Annotated in this window: 15 protein-coding genes; 9 read left to right on the top strand and 6 right to left on the bottom strand. The window is 58.3% G+C overall.

What is annotated here, in order from left to right:
• Nucleotides 1-55: 55 nt before the first annotated feature.
• From ACJ8IJ_RS18285 to ACJ8IJ_RS18275, 3 genes are all read left to right on the top strand, one after another.
• Entirely contained in the window at nucleotides 56-985 is a 930-nt protein-coding gene (locus tag ACJ8IJ_RS18285) for a LysR substrate-binding domain-containing protein (RefSeq protein ID WP_193152098.1), read from the top strand.
• Nucleotides 986-1,008: 23 nt separating this feature from the next.
• Entirely contained in the window at nucleotides 1,009-1,248 is a 240-nt protein-coding gene (locus tag ACJ8IJ_RS18280) for a DUF1289 domain-containing protein (RefSeq protein WP_015377731.1), read from the top strand.
• Nucleotides 1,249-1,347: 99 nt separating this feature from the next.
• Complete coding sequence (locus ACJ8IJ_RS18275) at nucleotides 1,348-2,244, top strand: aldo/keto reductase (protein WP_004931312.1); 897 nt, start codon at nucleotides 1,348-1,350, stop codon at nucleotides 2,242-2,244.
• A gap of 59 nt (nucleotides 2,245-2,303) precedes the next feature.
• Here the strand turns inward: ACJ8IJ_RS18275 and ACJ8IJ_RS18270 are convergent, their stop codons facing one another.
• A complete protein-coding gene (locus ACJ8IJ_RS18270; protein WP_442518435.1) occupies nucleotides 2,304-4,148 on the bottom strand; it encodes a polyurethane esterase in 1,845 nt (614 codons plus the stop codon).
• Between the two features lie 241 nt (nucleotides 4,149-4,389).
• On the opposite strand from ACJ8IJ_RS18270, the gene sodC reads away from it, so the two are divergent.
• Nucleotides 4,390-4,911: a superoxide dismutase family protein gene (gene sodC, locus ACJ8IJ_RS18265; protein ID WP_015377733.1), complete on the top strand. Its 522-nt coding sequence runs from the start codon at nucleotides 4,390-4,392 to the stop codon at nucleotides 4,909-4,911.
• On the opposite strand, the gene ACJ8IJ_RS18260 is transcribed toward sodC, so the two are convergent.
• Genes ACJ8IJ_RS18260 through ACJ8IJ_RS18250 form a run of 3 tightly spaced genes read right to left on the bottom strand, consistent with a single transcriptional unit; the run spans nucleotide 4,912 to nucleotide 8,049 of the window.
• Nucleotides 4,912-6,942 (bottom strand): FUSC family protein, encoded by a 2,031-nt coding sequence (locus ACJ8IJ_RS18260; protein ID WP_076740273.1) that lies wholly within the window; start codon nucleotides 6,940-6,942, stop codon nucleotides 4,912-4,914.
• A gap of 3 nt (nucleotides 6,943-6,945) precedes the next feature.
• Nucleotides 6,946-7,809, bottom strand: coding sequence for an efflux RND transporter periplasmic adaptor subunit (locus ACJ8IJ_RS18255; protein WP_004931305.1), 864 nt, complete (start codon nucleotides 7,807-7,809; stop codon nucleotides 6,946-6,948).
• 3 nt (nucleotides 7,810-7,812) lie between these two features.
• Nucleotides 7,813-8,049, bottom strand: a complete 237-nt coding sequence (locus ACJ8IJ_RS18250) for a DUF1656 domain-containing protein (RefSeq protein WP_004931303.1) — start codon at nucleotides 8,047-8,049, stop codon at nucleotides 7,813-7,815.
• Between the two features lie 180 nt (nucleotides 8,050-8,229).
• On the opposite strand from ACJ8IJ_RS18250, the gene slyA reads away from it, so the two are divergent.
• The gene (slyA, locus tag ACJ8IJ_RS18245) at nucleotides 8,230-8,661 is read left to right on the top strand and encodes a transcriptional regulator SlyA (protein ID WP_004931301.1); all 432 of its coding nucleotides are present in this window, start codon (nucleotides 8,230-8,232) and stop codon (nucleotides 8,659-8,661) included.
• Nucleotides 8,662-8,753: 92 nt separating this feature from the next.
• Here slyA and ACJ8IJ_RS18240 read toward each other — a convergent pair whose 3' ends face one another.
• Nucleotides 8,754-9,218, bottom strand: coding sequence for a glycine zipper 2TM domain-containing protein (locus tag ACJ8IJ_RS18240; RefSeq protein WP_004931299.1), 465 nt, complete (start codon nucleotides 9,216-9,218; stop codon nucleotides 8,754-8,756).
• A gap of 359 nt (nucleotides 9,219-9,577) precedes the next feature.
• Between ACJ8IJ_RS18240 and anmK the strand changes: the two genes are divergently transcribed.
• The 4 genes from anmK (at nucleotide 9,578) to tyrS (ending at nucleotide 13,204) form a co-directional block, all read left to right on the top strand.
• Nucleotides 9,578-10,699, top strand: a complete 1,122-nt coding sequence (anmK, locus tag ACJ8IJ_RS18235; protein ID WP_442518434.1) for an anhydro-N-acetylmuramic acid kinase — start codon at nucleotides 9,578-9,580, stop codon at nucleotides 10,697-10,699.
• Nucleotides 10,700-10,744: 45 nt separating this feature from the next.
• Nucleotides 10,745-11,047 (top strand): MliC family protein, encoded by a 303-nt coding sequence (locus tag ACJ8IJ_RS18230; RefSeq protein ID WP_004931294.1) that lies wholly within the window; start codon nucleotides 10,745-10,747, stop codon nucleotides 11,045-11,047.
• 89 nt (nucleotides 11,048-11,136) lie between these two features.
• Nucleotides 11,137-11,790, top strand: a complete 654-nt coding sequence (gene pdxH, locus ACJ8IJ_RS18225) for a pyridoxamine 5'-phosphate oxidase (protein WP_048324978.1) — start codon at nucleotides 11,137-11,139, stop codon at nucleotides 11,788-11,790.
• Between the two features lie 139 nt (nucleotides 11,791-11,929).
• Nucleotides 11,930-13,204 (top strand): tyrosine--tRNA ligase, encoded by a 1,275-nt coding sequence (tyrS, locus tag ACJ8IJ_RS18220; protein ID WP_048323245.1) that lies wholly within the window; start codon nucleotides 11,930-11,932, stop codon nucleotides 13,202-13,204.
• A gap of 78 nt (nucleotides 13,205-13,282) precedes the next feature.
• Here tyrS and ACJ8IJ_RS18215 read toward each other — a convergent pair whose 3' ends face one another.
• On the bottom strand, nucleotides 13,283-16,366 hold the full coding sequence (locus ACJ8IJ_RS18215; protein ID WP_442518433.1) for a DUF4214 domain-containing protein: 3,084 nt from the start codon (nucleotides 16,364-16,366) through the stop codon (nucleotides 13,283-13,285).
• Nucleotides 16,367-16,408: the final 42 nt, after the last annotated feature.

The following is a 16,408-nucleotide window of genomic DNA, read 5'->3' as shown; positions in this document are numbered from 1 at the left end:
TAGCCGTGATTAGTGCCATATTCATGCTTTCTTGATTAAGTAAAACTTCATAATCGTGGATAAACTCAATCGAATGGCGGTATTCGCCACCGTGGTGGCGGAGGGCTCGCTGGCCGGTGCGGCACGGCGACTGGGCATGACGCCGTCGGCGGTCAGCCAGCACATGCGCTCGCTGGAGAAGGCGCTTGGGGTGCCGTTGCTGCATCGTTCCACCCGCCGTCTGGCGCTGACCGAGGCAGGAGCGGCGTTCTATCCCGGCTGCGAGGCGATGCTGCAACAGGCGCTGCAGGCGGAGCAGCGGTTGGCGGAGCTGCGGGATACGCTGGTGGGGGAGCTGCGCATCGCCACCCCGGTCGGCATCGGCGGCCGATCGCTTGCGGAGGCGTTGTCGCCGCTGTTGCAGGCGCATCCCAAGCTGACGCTGCGAGTGCTGGCGGACGATCGCATCGTCGATATGATAGAACAGCGGGTCGACATTGCGCTGCGGGCCAACCGGCAGCTGGCGGACGCCAATATGATTGCGCATCCGCTGACGGCGTGGCCGATGGTGCTGTGCGCCGCACCGCGTTACCTCAGCCAGCATGGGGTGCCGGAAAAACCGCAGGATTTGGTACAGCACCGCTGGATCTCCAGCGGCTACAGCGGGGCGCATCTGGATTTGCAGCACCAGTCCGGCCAGCAGGTCAAGCTGCGGCTGGCGGAAGGACAGATCGTCAGCGAGAGCATGAACGTGATGCGCGCCTTTACCCGCGCCGGTCTGGGCATTTCCGTTCAGCCGCTGTATGAAATTGGCGACGAACTGCAGCGCGGCGAGCTGTTGCTGCTGTTGCCGGAGTGGCGGCCGGCGCCGCTGCGGCTGCACGCGCTGACGCTGGAACGCACTATGCCGGAGAAAAGCCGCCAGGCGCTGCGCTATTTGCGTGACTATTTTCGCCGCAATGGAGAAAAGGGACTTGCCAGCGGCGGCGATGGCGTCTTCAATTAGCAAGAGAACGCAGGAGGAGCCCCGTGGCGCAGCAGCTTGAGTTTTTCGACATCCCCAGCCCGTGTCGCGGCATTTGTCAGGCCGACGATCGTGGATTCTGCCGTGGCTGCCTGCGCAGCCGCGAGGAGCGTTTCGGCTGGATGAACATGAGTGATGCGCAAAAGCGCGAGGTGTTGCGCCTGTGCCGTCAACGCTTCCTGCGGCTGCAGCGCGCCAATAAAGCGCCTGACGAGCCGCTGCCGGAGCAGCCGTCGTTGTTTTAACCTTTCCTGATCTGCCGCACGTTCGTGTGGCTTACCGCTTCCCTGTGCATCACCGGCTTGTGTATGCTGGCTGACAACTAATGTCATGAGGTTTTCGCAATGGTAGAACGTATTCGTCTCGCGCCGCAGGGGCCTGAATTTTCCCGCATGATTTGCGGTTACTGGCGGTTGATGGAGTGGGGCATGTCACCGCAGCAGCTGCTGACGTTCATCGAACAGCATGTCGAACTGGGCGTCACCACCGCCGATCACGCCGATATCTACGGTGGCTATGCCTGCGAACAGGCGTTCGGCGACGCGCTGCGTCTGAAGCCGGCGCTACGCCAGTCGCTGGAATTGGTGACCAAGTGCGGCATCGCCACCACCGCCAAGCCCGGTAACCCGATTGGGCATTACATCACCGACCGCGATCATATCGTGCAGAGTGCGGAACAGTCACTGCGCCATCTGCATACCGATTACCTCGATCTGCTGCTGATCCACCGCCCGGATCCGTTGATGGACGCTGACGACGTAGCCGAAGCCTTCGTTGCGTTGCACAAAAGCGGCAAGGTGCGCCATTTCGGCGTATCCAACTTTACGCCCGCGCAGTTCCAACTGCTGCAGTCGCGTCTGCCGTTCACGCTGGCGACCAACCAGGTGGAGATCTCGCCGATTCACCAACCGGCCATTCTCGACGGCACGCTCGACCAGTGCCAGCAACTGCGCATCAAGCCGATGGCCTGGTCCTGCCTGGGCGGCGGGCGCCTGTTCAACGACGCCGAGTTTCAGCCGCTGCGCGACGAGTTGCAGCGGGTGGCGCAAGAGATCGGCGCGGAGACCATCGAGCAGGTGGTGTACGCCTGGGTGATGCGTCTGCCGTCGTCGCCGTTGCCAATCATCGGCTCCGGCAAGATTGAGCGAGTGCGTTCGGCGCTGAAGGCGCAGAAACTGGTGCTGAGCCGCCAGCAGTGGTTCCGCATTCGCAAGGCGGCGCTGGGGTATGATGTGCCTTAAGGCGGGCAGAAAGAGGAAAGCCGGGCGGCGAAAGCACCCGGCTTTTTTTATGCCGATCTTTAGGCCAACACCACCTGATCGGTGCTGATGTGATCGAGCGAGACGCCGATCAGCGTGACCTGGCTGTGGCCGAAGGCCAGCACCAGATCGTCGTTTTGCTGCGTGGCGTAGTCGCGGATATTGCCGCGGGCGCCTTCGGTGCCGATAAATACCAGTTTATCGCTGGCGTTGAAGCCATACAGCTGGTCGCGGCCGAAATCGCCGCTGAACAGGAAGGTGTTGCCGTTGCCGACGCCCTTCAGGATGTCATCGCCGCTGCCGCCGACGAAGGTCAGGTTGCCGCCGGCGTGGCCGATCAGCGTGTCGTTGCCGGCGTTGCCGAACAGCCAGGCGTCGTGGCTGCGAGCCTGCAGGACGTCATCGCCGTCGCCGCCGGTGGCGGCGGCGGCATAGGCTTTGAGGCCTGAGTCCGATTTCAATCCGGCGGCGGTTACCTGATGATCCACTTCTTTGTTGAAGATAAGCCAGGAGGTTTCTTTGCTGCGCAGGGTGCTGATGTCGTCCGCCAGCGTAATGCCGCCCTTGGCGTCGCGCAGGTAAAGCGTGTTGCCGTCGTAGGCGACCTCGGTATTCTTCAACGCCTGCTGGGTATCGAAGATATTGTGGCCTTTGCCGCCGGCGATCAGGTTATAGCCGCCGGCGTCGCGGAAGATATCGTCGCCGTCGCGGCCCTCGAGATAATCGTTGCCTTTGCCGCCCTTGATCAAATCATTGCCGTCGCTGCCGATGATAAACGTCGGCCCGCTGTGCGTTTCCGCGTTGCGGTTCAGGTCTTCCACCCAGGTACTGCCGCGCGTCACGTTCGACAGGTTGGAGACGATGATGGTCGAGTCTTTGTCGGTCAGCGAATAAAACTCGGAGTTCAGCACCCGTATCAGGCCGTCCTGATAGAAGAACGGCAGGTGGGATAGCCAGGTCGGAATGTTGAGAATGGAGAACGGCAACAGATTCCAGGCGTCCGACGCGTAGTGATCGTTGAAGTTGACGATATTGTTGGTGGCGGAGGTATGCGGCGCATCGTGAACGCCCAATGACGGCAGGGTCAGCGAGGTGCCGTCGAGCGCGCGAAACACCGGATCGTTCTCATAGCCGATGTTGATCACCTTGCCGCCGGCTTCGTACTGGGTCGGCGAGGCGAAAGCGACATAGTTGGACTGCGCGTAGAAGCCGCCCCAGTTGGCGTCGCTCTGCGCCGCCATGCTGTTGACCGCCAGCCCGCCGAGGCTGTGGCCGCTGACCACCACGTCCTCGCCGCTCAGCCCGTGGGCCTGCGCGAATTTCGCCACGTCGCCCAGCAAGTTGCCGAACGCCTTCAGCGTGTAGCCGTCGGCGTAGCCTTTCGGCCCGAACCCGGCCAGCAGATCGTTAATCACATCGCCGATGGTATCGCCGATCAACGACTCGCGCGGGCCGCTGGTGCCGCGAAATGAGATGCCAATGGCGGTGAGATTGCCTTCGCTGTCATATTTTCCCAGCACCTCGGCCTGCGCGGTGGTGTAACCGGCGGTCTCGCCGTAGTAGGTGCCGCGCGCATCGGTTTTGCCGGCGTAACCCAACTGCGTGGCGCTGATCACCGACCAGCCGGCATTGTTCACCGCTTCCTGCGCGGCCTGTTCGGAGTCGGGGTTCCAGGGAAGGCCGGGCAGGCCGCCCTGCGACTGGGTGCTGCCGATGAGCGCCGTGATCAGCGTCAGCGGCAGACCGAGCCCGAAACCGGTCTGGTGATAGCCTTCATCGAAGCCGTTATCGATATTGTGGTAAGCGTAGGTAGAGATGGCCAAGGCGTCGGAAAACAGCGCCTTTGACGCGTTTTCGTCCAGATCCTTATAGCTAAAGATGCCCATATCAGTTCCTTATGAAGTATGCCGCCTGGCCGGGAAGTGAACTCTCGCGCGTCGGCGGTGGAAACAGGGAAACAACGTTAGCCGAACGACAGCTGGTCAGAGGACCAACATCGGTAGAATTATTATTGGTGCTAAATATTAGGCCCGCGAATCAAATTGGCGAGATTGTGCGTTGGTTAACAGTGCTGGCGTTGGCTCTCCTATACTGATAACTCGATATAGTCATTAAGGAGACTGATTGATGAAACGTTATTGGTATGCGGCGCTTGGCCTGATGGCCTGCGGGGCCGCTCAGGCGGCGACGGTCGACGTTGAGATGAATTTGGTGACCGGGCAGGGTATCGGTCAGGATATCGGCAAAGTGGCCATCAGCGAAACGCCTTACGGCTTACTGTTCACGCCGAGCCTGAAAGCCTTGCCGGCCGGGGTGCACGGTTTCCATGTGCATGAGAAAGGCAGCTGCGAGCCGGGCATGAAGGACGGCAAGGCGGTGGCGGCGCTGGCGGCTGGCGGGCATTTTGATCCGCAAAAAACCGGGAAACACCTCGGACCCTATGCCGACGGGCATCTGGGCGATTTGCCGGCCATCTATGTGACCGCCGACGGCATGGCGAACGATCCGGTGTTGGCGCCGCGGCTGAAAAAAATCAGCGAAATTGAGGGCAAGGCGCTGATGGTGCACGCCGGCGGCGATAACCACTCGGATCATCCACAGCCGCTCGGCGGCGGCGGTGCGCGCTTCGCCTGCGGCGTGATCAAGTGATCACCCGCCGCTAACGGCCGGTGCGGCGGCGGGCTGGCCCATCGCCTGTTGCAACTGCTGCAGCGAGCAGTAGAGCCGCCAAATCAGGCCGGCCAGATCGCGCGCCGCCTGTTCCGGGTGGTGCGCCAGCGCGTTGCTCATGCGCAGCAATTCCTGCAGCGTGGCGTCCAGCGAACTGTGCTGCACGCCTTTCTCCGTCATGATGCCGCGCAGGCAGTGGATACAGACGTTGCGCACCGCCGACAGCGGATCTGATCGGGTTTGCCAGTCGCGCAGTTGCCAGACGATATGGCTGCAGTTGAGCAGCACCACGCCCCAGCGCAGTAACCAGGTGCGCGCCTCCTGATCCTGACTTTGATTGAGCTGGCTGATGCGATGGTAGATCAGCGATTCAAACTGGCTTTCGCTCTGCTGCGGCCGTTTGCTCAACTGATCGATAAAGTCGCGCCGCAGCGCGCGGATAATGCGGCGGCTTTTGCGTTTGTCCGAGCTGGGGCGCAGGATCTGAAACGCCAGCCCGGCCAGCAGCACGCCGACGACTTTAGCGATGTTGTCATTGATAAAGGACTGGTAGTCATAGCTCGGCGGATTGCTGACGGTCAGAAACGAGCCCATAAAGACGATCAGCTGCCCCCAAAGCGCGGCATAAGGCGGGTTCTGCAGCTTGAGCATCTGCATGGTCACCAGGATCGGGAACAGGAAGGCGCAGAACACCCAGAAATCGTCAATCTGGATCATCAAACCGAATTTCACCACGAAGCAGGCGACCGAGAGCAGCAGCACCGCCTTGAGCAAGGTGCTGACGCTGTTGATCGGCGAAGGCGTGGAGGAGTAGAGCACGCAGCTGATGGCGGTGAGCGTCAGCGCCGCGCTGCCGGCGTCCCATTGCGTGTTGATCCAGTAGGCGCAGCCGATCACGATGCACAAAAAGGTGCGCAGGCCATTGTAGGCGGCTTCATAGCTGTCGGTATGGCGCGCCAGCGAAGTGGCGCGCGGCGGTTGGAGATCGCTGACCGCCGTGGCGCTTTCCAACCGCCGCAGCCAGCGGCTGCAGCGCAGGTAAAGCCAACAGAAATCGCGCAACCGCAGCCAGAAGGCGCGATGGCGATAGTCCGCGGGATCGTGCGGCGCGATCTGCTGGAGCAGGCGCGCCAAGCGATATTTATCGGTGGCGGGATCGCGCAGCTCGTCCAGCAGTTGCGTCAGCACCGGCATCAGATTGACGGGGCGATCCGGCCAGTTCAGCAGCATGCGGCGCAGGCTGGAGATGACGCTGGTAATGCGCAGCTGCTGGTGCAGCAGATAGTTGAGCAGGTTATTTTGCCGCCGCAGCCGGTAGTGGCTCCAGAATGCCTGAATGCGCAGCAGGTTCATGGTCAGGATCTGGCCGATGACCCCTTCGTGCGAGGTGCGCATCTGCGCGGTGACCTCCGGCTGCCACAGCATGGCGGCGTGCTCCAGCAGGCGCAGTTGCATGCGCCGCAGCGAGGTCATCAGGGCTTCGCCGTCGGAGGTGCTGGGCAGGATCATCATCATCAACCCGCCGCACAGAATGCCGGTGATCACTTCGCAAACTCGCGCCTGGGCGATGTCGAAGATCTGCTGGGTATCGGTGACGTTGACCGTGCCGAAGGCGATGATGGCGGCGGTATAGCCCGCCAGCGCGAAGGCATAAGAGACGTTGTTTTGGTAATGGTTGGAGACGTAGGTGCACAACCCGATCCAGGCGGCGATGAACAGCGTAAACAGCCAGGGATCGTTCAGGCAGTGGCCGGCGATCGCCACCGAGGCGGCGGCGCCCACCAGGCTGCCGAAGATGCGGCCGATGCTTTTGCTGATCACGCCGCCGATGGTGGGGAAGCTCACCACCGCGGCGGAGGTAAGCGCCCAATAGGGTTCGTCGAGTTCGAGCACGAACGCGACCCACAGCGCCAGACACATCGCCAGCGAGTTGCGCAGCGCATAGCGCCATTGGCCGCCGGTCGCCTTACCCCAGGGGGTACGGCTCCACTCCAGAAAGGGCAGGTTCACACTTTAGTTCCGCTGATGAATCGAAATGGTGCAGGTGGTGCCGGCGACCAGCGTCAAATCGGCGGGCACGTTGAGCAATTTTATCCGCACCGGCACGCGCTGGGCCAAACGCACCCAAGGCACATTAGGCTTAACGTCCATTAATAGATCGTTGCTGCTGTCGACGCTCTGATCGTAAATGGCGCGTCCGATACTCTCTACTTCCCCCTGCAGCGGCGTGTTACCGTTATATAAAACGATGTCCGCTTTATTGCCTTCTTTTATATGTTTCAGCTTGGTTTCTTCGAAATAACCGAGTACATAAAACGAATGGACATCCACCAGCGCGACCAAAGGCGTGCCGGCGTTGGCGTAGTTCCCGACCCGCGCCTGCAGATTGGTGATATAACCGTCGGTCGGCGCGTAAATTTTAGTTTTGCTCAAATTCCATTTGGCCTGTTCCAGGTTGGCCAGGGCGGCTTTATAGGCGGCCTTCATTGCCTGAGCGGCTAAATTGGACTCATCCAAATCTTCAGCGGAAATAACGTTGCGCGGCAAACCGCGGCGGCGGGCAGCCTCGTGGTCTGCCTTGGCCAGATCTGATTGCGCTTTTGCCACCGCGGCCTCGGCATTGTCCAGCGCGATCTGGTAGGGCACCGGGTCGAGGGTAAAAATCAGACTTCCCGCAGGTACGAACTGATTGTCATTCGCGCTTATTTTCTCTAATCTTCCAGAGACTTCAGGGGTGATATTGACGAGTTCGGCGCGCACTTTTCCATCACGGGTCCATGGGGATTGCATATAATAATTCCAGAGCCACCAACCGGCGCAGACGGCAATGGCGCAGACGATCACCGTAGAGAAGTATTTTAATGTTTTATGCTGCATGGGTTACCAACTCGCTAAAATCCATAAGGAACCGCTGACGGTCAGAACGAAAATGGACAGGTCCATCAACATGGGATGCCAGATTTCACCGGAATACATCCAGTCTCTCAGCAGTTGATGAATCAGCAGCCATAAGACCAGTCCTAGTAAAAAAGCTTTAAATATAGGTGGAAAATAAAGCGATGCCCCCAGGACCAAATCGGGTAAGGGGGATGAGGTGTGTAACCATGATGTATTCACATTAACAATCCCTAAGGGTGAATATGTTGAATATTTGCATAACGATTAAACGATAACGGCCGAAAATAGTGGCTATTTCCACAATATACATTATATACATTTGTGTTTTTAATGTGAGTTACCCAAAATAGTCTAAACTCTGGGAGGTAATGTTAGCATGCTAATTATAAGGAGGGGGAAGTGGAGTCAACATTAGGTTCAGATTTAGCACGATTAGTTCGTGTTTGGCGCGCGCTCATCGATCATCGGCTCAAGCCGTTGGAGCTGACCCAAACGCACTGGGTCACTTTGCACAATATCAATCGTTTGCCGCCGGAGCAGTCGCAAATCCAGTTGGCCAAGGCGATCGGTATCGAGCAACCGTCACTGGTTCGCACGCTGGACCAATTGGAGGAGAAGGGGCTGATCACGCGTCACACCTGTGCCAACGATCGCCGCGCGAAGCGCATCAAGCTGACCGAAGCGGCCGATCCGATCATCAGGGAAGTGGACAGTGTGATCACGTCTACACGCAGTGAGATTTTAAGCGGCATTACCGCCGACGAAGTGCATCTGTTGGTAGGGCTGATTGGCAAGTTAGAACAAAATATCACCGAACTGCAGAACAAATAATAATATTCTTATTTTCTACGATTACAGTTTCACAGCATCAGAAATAAAACCGGAGGCGATTGCCTCCGGTTTGCCGTTTGTCGCCGACTGACTTACAGCGGGGAAACGGTGATGGTGTCGCCCATGCGCGCCATGCGCACACGCTGGCCAGGGCTGAACTTGCTGTCGCCCGCTTTCTGTACCACCACGATGTTCTCTTTCTGGTCGGTCTTGATTTCCAGCTCGTAGCCGGAGGTACGACCGGCCACTTCACCGATGCTGTTACCTGCCGCGCCGCCGGCAATAGCGCCCGCCGCGGTAGCAAGCGTACGACCGGTGCCGCCGCCAACGGTGTTGCCCAACAGCCCGCCAATCACCGCGCCGCCGATCATCCCCATGGCGTTGGAGCCTTCGCCGCCCTGAATTTTAACCGGACGCACGGAAACCAGCGTCCCGTAGGTGACGGTCTGTACCTGCTTGGCCTGCGAGGACGAGTAGACATCGCCGGACATGGATTCATTGGCACAGCCGGCCAGCGTAACGGCGGCGACGGCGACGACAAGAAGACGCTTGATCATATAAAACTCCTGATGGTAGTAGTCCATAGCCTGGCAATGCTCACCAGGCAAGATTCAGTGAAAATGATAGACAAAGTATGGCTGAAAGTTGACACACCGCCATGCTTCATCGCTGCATGCAGCTTAACTTTTCTCTGTTCAACCAATAATAAACCGCGGTTTACCTTTATGACAGCCTTGGCGACATTCCGTCGCCTGTTATGGCACGGTTTAACACATAGCCCGTGCCACAGCGGCGCCAGAAGGCATCTGGCTCACGGTGCGTAAAAAAAGCATCATAATTCATGGCGTTAATCCGGCAATTCTGGTTTATTTGTCAGGACAAATTTTGCTTACCGCGCGGGTTAGAGGATGTTGCTATGAAGTCAGGCCGCTATATAGGCGTCATGTCCGGCACCAGTCTGGACGGAATCGATGTGGTATTGGCCGCGATCGACGATCGCATGGTGGCGCAGCAGGCCAGCTATAGCCATCCGATGCCGATGGCGTTGAAAAAAGAGATCCTGGGGATGTGCCAGGGGCAGCAAACTACGTTGGCCGCCGTCGGCCGGCTGGATGCGCAGTTGGGTACGCTGTTCGGCGAGGCGGTGCTCGGCCTGCTGAAGCAAACCGGCATCGACGCGGAGCAGGTCACCGCCATCGGTTGCCACGGCCAGACGGTGTGGCACGAGCCGGAAGGCGACGCGCGTTTCTCGATGCAGTTCGGCGATAACAACCGCATCGCCGCGCTGACCAATATCACCACCGTCGGCGATTTCCGCCGGCGCGACATGGCGTACGGCGGGCAGGGCGCCCCGCTGGTGCCGGCGTTTCATCAGGCGCTGCTGGGGCATCCCGTCGAGCGGCGCATGGTGCTAAACGTCGGCGGCATCGCCAACCTTTCTCTGCTGTTGCCCGGTACGGCGGTACGCGGTTTCGATACCGGGCCGGGCAACATGCTGATGGACGCCTGGGTGTGGCGCCACCGCGCGCAGCCTTACGATCAGGACGGCGGCTGGGCGATGCAGGGGCGAGTCTGCTTGCCGTTGTTGCAGCAGATGCTGGCGGATCCGTACTTCGCGCAGCCGGCGCCGAAAAGCACCGGCCGCGAGTATTTCAATATCGCTTGGCTGGAGCGGCAGCTGGCCGGATTGCCGGCGATGGCGCCGGTCGACGTTCAGGCCACGCTCACGGAACTGACCGCCGTCAGCATCAGCGAACAGGTGCAGCTGGCCGGCGGGTGCGAGCGTCTGTTGGTGTGCGGCGGCGGGGCGCGCAACACGCTGCTGATGGCGCGTTTGTCGGCGCTGCTGCCGGGCACGGAAGTTGGGCTGACCGACGATTTCGGCGTCAGCGGTGACGACATGGAGGCGTTGGCCTTTGCCTGGCTGGCCTTCCGTACGCTGTCCGGCCAGGCCGGCAACCTGCCTTCGGTAACCGGCGCCAGCCGTGAAACGGTGCTGGGTGGGATTTATCCGGTTTTGCCATTGGGGGGCAGTTAGCTCTGTTAGGATAGCCTGTGAAGGATTTTTCTAAGGAGCAACAGCATGAAAAAAGTCATTTTCGTCGCCGGCGCGCTGGCGCTGTCCGGCTGCAGTTACATCCTGCCGCAGAGCAGCCAGACGATGCACTATCAGTGTGGCACCACGCCGCTGACGGTGGCGCTCGACGGCAAGGCGAGTGAAGTCAGCCTGCTGATGGATGGCGAGCAGCTGCATCTTAAGCAGGTGCTGGCGCTGACCGGCGCCAAATACAGCGACGGCAAATACACTTTTTGGTCGAAAGACCGTAACGCCTATCTTGAGCGCAACGGTAAGGTAGTCATGAGCGACTGCGTGTTGACGGAGTGAGGGTTGACGGCGGCGTCGGAGCGATTGAGTTCCTGACGCCGCAGGCGCAGAATGTAACGACGGATTTTTTCAGTTGGTCGATAACCCAGATGATTGAAAAGAATGAGTTTGATGTTGCGGACCTGCGCCGTGAATACACCCGGGGCGGCCTGCGCCGCAACGATCTGACCGCCAGCCCGCTCGAACTGTTCGAGCGTTGGTTGAAACAGGCCTGCGACGCGCGCCTGGCGGATCCCACCGCCATGTGCGTCGCGACCGTCGACGAACACGGCCAGCCTTATCAACGCATCGTGCTGCTGAAGCATTTCGATGAGCAGGGGTTGGTGTTTTACACCAACCTCGGCAGCCGCAAGGCGCAGCAGCTGGCGCACAACCCGCATATCAGCCTGCTGTTCCCCTGGCACATGCTCGATCGCCAGGTGATTTTCCTCGGTCAGGCGGAGCGCCTGTCGACCCTCGACGTGCTGAAGTATTTCCATAGCCGGCCGAAGGACAGCCAAATCGGCGCCTGGGTGTCGCAGCAGTCGTCACGCATTTCCGCGCGTGGCGTGCTGGAAAGCAAATTCCTCGAGTTGAAGCAAAAGTTCCAGCAGGGCGAGGTGCCGTTGCCGAGTTTCTGGGGCGGATTCCGCGTGAAATTCGACTCCGTCGAGTTCTGGCAGGGTGGCGCCCACCGCCTGCATGACCGTTTCCTGTATCAGCGGGACGGGAATGACTGGAAAATTGACCGACTGGCACCTTGAAGACGTAAAATCCCCCTCTAAGCGCTGGTGCTGACGCCGCCGGCGCTTTATTCTATGCGCTACCCTGAATTTTTATTTCGCCACTGGGCGAAAGGCCGTGTACCGGCAAAGGTGCATTCGTTTATACATGGAGTCATTGATGGCAAGCAGCAACTTGATTAAACAACTGCAAGAGCGGGGCCTCGTTGCCCAGGTTACGGATGAGGAAGCGTTAGCGGAGCGACTGGCGCAAGGGCCAATTGCACTGTATTGCGGTTTCGATCCGACCGCTGACAGCTTGCATTTGGGCCATCTGGTTCCTCTGTTGTGCCTGAAGCGCTTCCAGCTGGCCGGCCACAAACCGGTAGCGCTGGTGGGCGGCGCCACTGGCCTCATCGGCGATCCGAGCTTCAAAGCGGCGGAGCGCAAGCTGAACACCACCGATACGGTGAACGAGTGGGTCGAGAAGATCCGCAAACAGGTTTCCCCGTTCCTCGATTTCGACTGCGGCAGCAACAGCGCTATCGCGGCCAACAACTACGACTGGTTCGGCGGCATGAACGTGTTGACCTTCCTGCGTGACATCGGCAAGCACTTCTCCGTTAACCAGATGATCAACAAGGAAGCGGTCAAGCAGCGTCTGAATCGCGACGACTCCGGCATCTCCTTCACCGAGTTCTCTTATAACCTGCTGCAGGGCTACGATTTCTCCGAGCTGTATAACCGCCACCAGGTGGAGCTGCAGATCGGCGGTTCCGATCAGTGGGGCAACATCACCTCGGGTATCGATCTGACGCGCCGTCAGCACCAGAAGCAGGTGTTCGGCCTGACCGTGCCGTTGATCACCAAAGCCGACGGCACCAAGTTCGGTAAAACCGAGGGCGGCGCGGTCTGGCTGGCGCCGGAAAAAACCAGCCCGTACAAGTTCTACCAGTTCTGGATCAACACCGCCGACGCCGACGTCTACCGCTTCCTGAAGTTCTTCACCTTCATGAGCCTGGAAGACATCAACGCGCTGGAAGAAGAAGACAAGAACAGCGGTAAGGCGCCGCGCGCCCAATACGTGCTGGCGGAAGAAGTGACCGGCATGGTGCACGGTGCGGAAGGCCTGGCGGCCGCCAAGCGCATCACCCAGAGTCTGTTCTCCGGTGCGCTGCACGACATGACCGAAGCGGACTTCGCCCAGCTGGCGCAGGACGGCATGCCGACCATCAAACTGGACCGCGACGCCGATCTGCAGCAGGCGCTGGTGAATGCCGAGCTGGTACCGTCACGCGGCCAGGCGCGCACCATGATCGGCTCCAACGCGGTAACCATCAACGGCGAGAAGCAGTCCGATGCCGAATACCGCTTCAGCGATTCAGACCGTCTGTTCGGCCGCTACACGCTGCTGCGCCGCGGCAAAAAGCATTACTGCCTGGTGGATTGGCAGTAAACGTCAGTCAGTCTATATGACATGAAAAGCCCGGGGGAGCTCCCCCGGGCTTTTTTTATCGCATGGCGCGGATGACGATCAGGCAAACGCCTCCGGCAGCGAGTTTTCGGCCGCAAGGCCGTTCACGGTAATGGCCGGCGAGTGGTAGTGCAGAGTGGCGGCAACTACGTTGGGATTATGGTTGCCGACCGAGAAAACAAAATCATTATCGTCAAACATCTGGTTATGATTTTTATCTACGATGACATAGACCGACTTCCCCAGTTGCAGTAAGCCGACTTCCGCCAATTGATGGGTGCTGGCACCGTTGGTCTGCTTCGCCAGAATCTGCGAGAACAACGCCTGGGCATTGTCGGTCGCCGTCAGATCGCTGAAGACCGCCTGGAGTTCGCTGGCGCTGCTCGCTTTGCCATACTGTACAGGACTTTTATTGCCGGTTTTGGCGAAGAGCCACTGGTTGCCGACATCGCCTACCCTGATCACGCTGTTCGGATAGTCGTAGTTCAAGGTGACCAGATCGTCTATTTTACTGTCGCTGAAGCTGAGTGAGCGCGTGAGATTCACCGTGGTATTGCCTTTTACCTGTGCGCTCAACACGGTCAGACCATCATCGCCAATGACGAGCTGATGTCCGCTCAATTCGTTGATGACGGTGCTGAAGTCATCTTTGTTGGCCAGTGAGTTCAATGTGTCGTAAAAATCGCCCCCGCCGGTGCCGCCTTTCTCCGCCACTAACTGCAATTTCATGTTCGAGTCGCGTTGGGTATTTCCCTTAATGATTTGCAAATTATCGCTGAAATCGGCCGCGACGGTGAGATTGAGCACCACAGTCGGAGTTTCGCCAAACGGATTGGAGCCATATATGAGGCTGGTCAAGAGCAGCTCAGAGATCGAGTTGTCCCCGCCGCTTAGCGTCATAGTGCGGGTTTGTTCCAACACGCGGGGGGTTTCCATATAGATTTCCAGCGTTTGCTTATGGTCGGACGTAAAGCTGAACGTGCCCATATTCCACGCTATAAATTTGTCGTTGTTTGGGACGAATTCCAGCGTAAAGTGCGTATCGCTTTGCCGGGTATCGTGTATATGAATATGGCTGTTGCTTGTCAGACCCCCGGCCAGTTTGAACGAGTCATTGCCGACGTTAAGCAGCGTCAGGTCGCCGGAATAGGCCGAAATGATCCCGCCGGCGTGGCCGGTATAGCCGCTGCCGTTATTCAGGGGCAACTCGGCTTGGGTAAGAGGGGATGCGTTGGCATAAGCCGCGTTATGGATGCCGGCATTTTGGCTGAAAAGGCCGAAGTCGAAGACTTTGCTGCCTTCGTTGGCAACCCATTTCCCGTCCAGATAAATATCGCCGGTTCCTCTGTAGTGCGTCAGATCGATATAGTCAAAGTATCTGAATTGGTTGACGTTGCTGACGATAGTGCCTTCGAGCTTACCAAGCTGATTTGTGGTCAGATAAACCGATTTGGTAATGAAGTTAGCCGAGAGCGACGTGATAGTGGACGAGCTCGTTGAGTTAGCCTCTGCCAAAAAATCGCTGCCGATGTGGTTGGCGCCACCGTTGACGCCATTGCCGTCCCAGAGCAAGTTTTTCGTCATCAGGTTGATATGGGCATCGTTCAGGCTGCTGCCTGCTTCAACCACGACGTTTAAAAAGCTAATGGGTAAAGCGGCATCCGCATTGGCGATATTGGCGTCGTTGAGGCGCAGGGAAACGACTTTATTGCTCAGGGAAGAGAGCACCGTGGCGTTCGTGGCATAGAGACCGGACAGTATGATGGCGCTTATATCCCTGAGTTCGGTCACATCGACGCTCGTGGAAATGTTGGCGTTGAGGTTTATCTGGCTCAAGCCCAATAGGGCGATTTCGGTCGTGGTGACCTCATGATCCCCCCGCCCATTGATGTTTGCCACCAGCTTGCCGTTATCCGACAGGGTGAACGTTCCGTTAAAGTCCTTTTGATAGCCCAATGCATCACCCAATTTTACATCGAATTTTTTTAGCACGCTGGTCTGCGGCGGGTAGGGGGGATTATCCAGTGGGTATTTGCCTTCGCGGAAGGCATCGATGATCAGCGAGGATGCCTTGATATTGTCGTTGCCTGCTTCCAACAGGATAGCCTGAGCTGAAGCGCTGTCGAGTGGCTTGCCATAGAGTTTGAGGTAAATCTTTTGATAATCGCCGGCGTTGCGGAATTGGTAGGCGCTTGACAATATTTTCAGCAGATCGCTGTGAGAGGTGCCGCTGGCCAATAAACGGCTAAAGGTATCGAGCGCTGTGGCGTCAGCGGCGGTTCCGGCGACCGTCAGGTACAGTGCCATCACCGCTTCAGTATAAACAGGCGGTGGTAATTCACCGGGGGCATAGACATGGGTTGCCGCCGTGAAGTTTTGCTTGGCGGTGGTGGCGGTGGCGTCATTTCTGATGTCGCCCATCATACGCACCATGACCTCACCGCGGGTTTCACTGTGATCGTTCAATCCCGTTACGTATTTTTGCAGGCCACTCTCGCCGGCAGTTTTACCGAACCCGGTCGAAAATATTTTCCTGACAAAATCGTCGTTGCTGAGTGAATGGATATAGCCTTTCGTGGCGATGAATGCATTGGCGATATCGACGGTGCTTTTCTTGCCACTTACCAGCAGGCCGCTCCAGTATTGGACGGCGGCGGAATGGGTCATGCTGCCGAGCAGATAATAGAGCCCCTGAACATCTGCCGCCGCAGAGAGCTGTGACGGTTGCACCAGCTCTGAAGGATACAGCGTGGTGTTGACGACAGTCTGCAAATGCTGTTGTTGAGCTTGCTGCCCGGCATCGTTGCCCATGTAGTTTGTGACCTTGGCGATCAGTTCGGTCGTCAGATTGCCGAGAGTTTTTCCCCAGTTGAACTCTGCAGTGAGCGCGTTCAGCGTCAAGGTGTCCGGCTGTGCGCCCGTGGTATTCTGATAGATGTATTGTATTTTTTGGCTGACGCTCAGGCCATCGTAACGATGGTGCCCGTCTTGCGAACGGATAAACATATTGGCTAATTCCGCTTGCGTGTAATCGCCTTTTTCCAGCTTTTTAGCGAAATAAGTCAACGCGTCATCATCGGCTTTTTTGCCCAAGGTGGCGTAGAACAGTCGGGCTACATCTTGCTGCAAGGTCAGTAGGCTCATGATATTTCCCTGTGAGTTGTAAACAAGTGCGAGGCATCGACA

Source organism: Serratia sp. CY40230, from assembly GCF_052168835.1.
Lineage (GTDB): Bacteria > Pseudomonadota > Gammaproteobacteria > Enterobacterales > Enterobacteriaceae > Serratia > Serratia nematodiphila.
Note: the sequence above shows the minus strand (reverse complement) of the source record. Positions and strands in the feature narration are given on the sequence as shown.

Coding starts and splice junctions, on each gene's coding strand:
- ACJ8IJ_RS18275 (WP_004931312.1), top strand. CDS start 1,348: ATGGTAGAACGTATTCGTCTCGCGCCGCAGGGGCCTGAATTTTCCCGC.
- ACJ8IJ_RS18270 (WP_442518435.1), bottom strand. CDS start 4,148: ATGGGCATCTTTAGCTATAAGGATCTGGACGAAAACGCGTCAAAGGCG.
- sodC (WP_015377733.1), top strand. CDS start 4,390: ATGAAACGTTATTGGTATGCGGCGCTTGGCCTGATGGCCTGCGGGGCC.
- ACJ8IJ_RS18255 (WP_004931305.1), bottom strand. CDS start 7,809: ATGCAGCATAAAACATTAAAATACTTCTCTACGGTGATCGTCTGCGCC.
- ACJ8IJ_RS18240 (WP_004931299.1), bottom strand. CDS start 9,218: ATGATCAAGCGTCTTCTTGTCGTCGCCGTCGCCGCCGTTACGCTGGCC.
- anmK (WP_442518434.1), top strand. CDS start 9,578: ATGAAGTCAGGCCGCTATATAGGCGTCATGTCCGGCACCAGTCTGGAC.
- ACJ8IJ_RS18230 (WP_004931294.1), top strand. CDS start 10,745: ATGAAAAAAGTCATTTTCGTCGCCGGCGCGCTGGCGCTGTCCGGCTGC.
- pdxH (WP_048324978.1), top strand. CDS start 11,137: ATGATTGAAAAGAATGAGTTTGATGTTGCGGACCTGCGCCGTGAATAC.
- tyrS (WP_048323245.1), top strand. CDS start 11,930: ATGGCAAGCAGCAACTTGATTAAACAACTGCAAGAGCGGGGCCTCGTT.
- ACJ8IJ_RS18215 (WP_442518433.1), bottom strand. CDS start 16,366: ATGAGCCTACTGACCTTGCAGCAAGATGTAGCCCGACTGTTCTACGCC.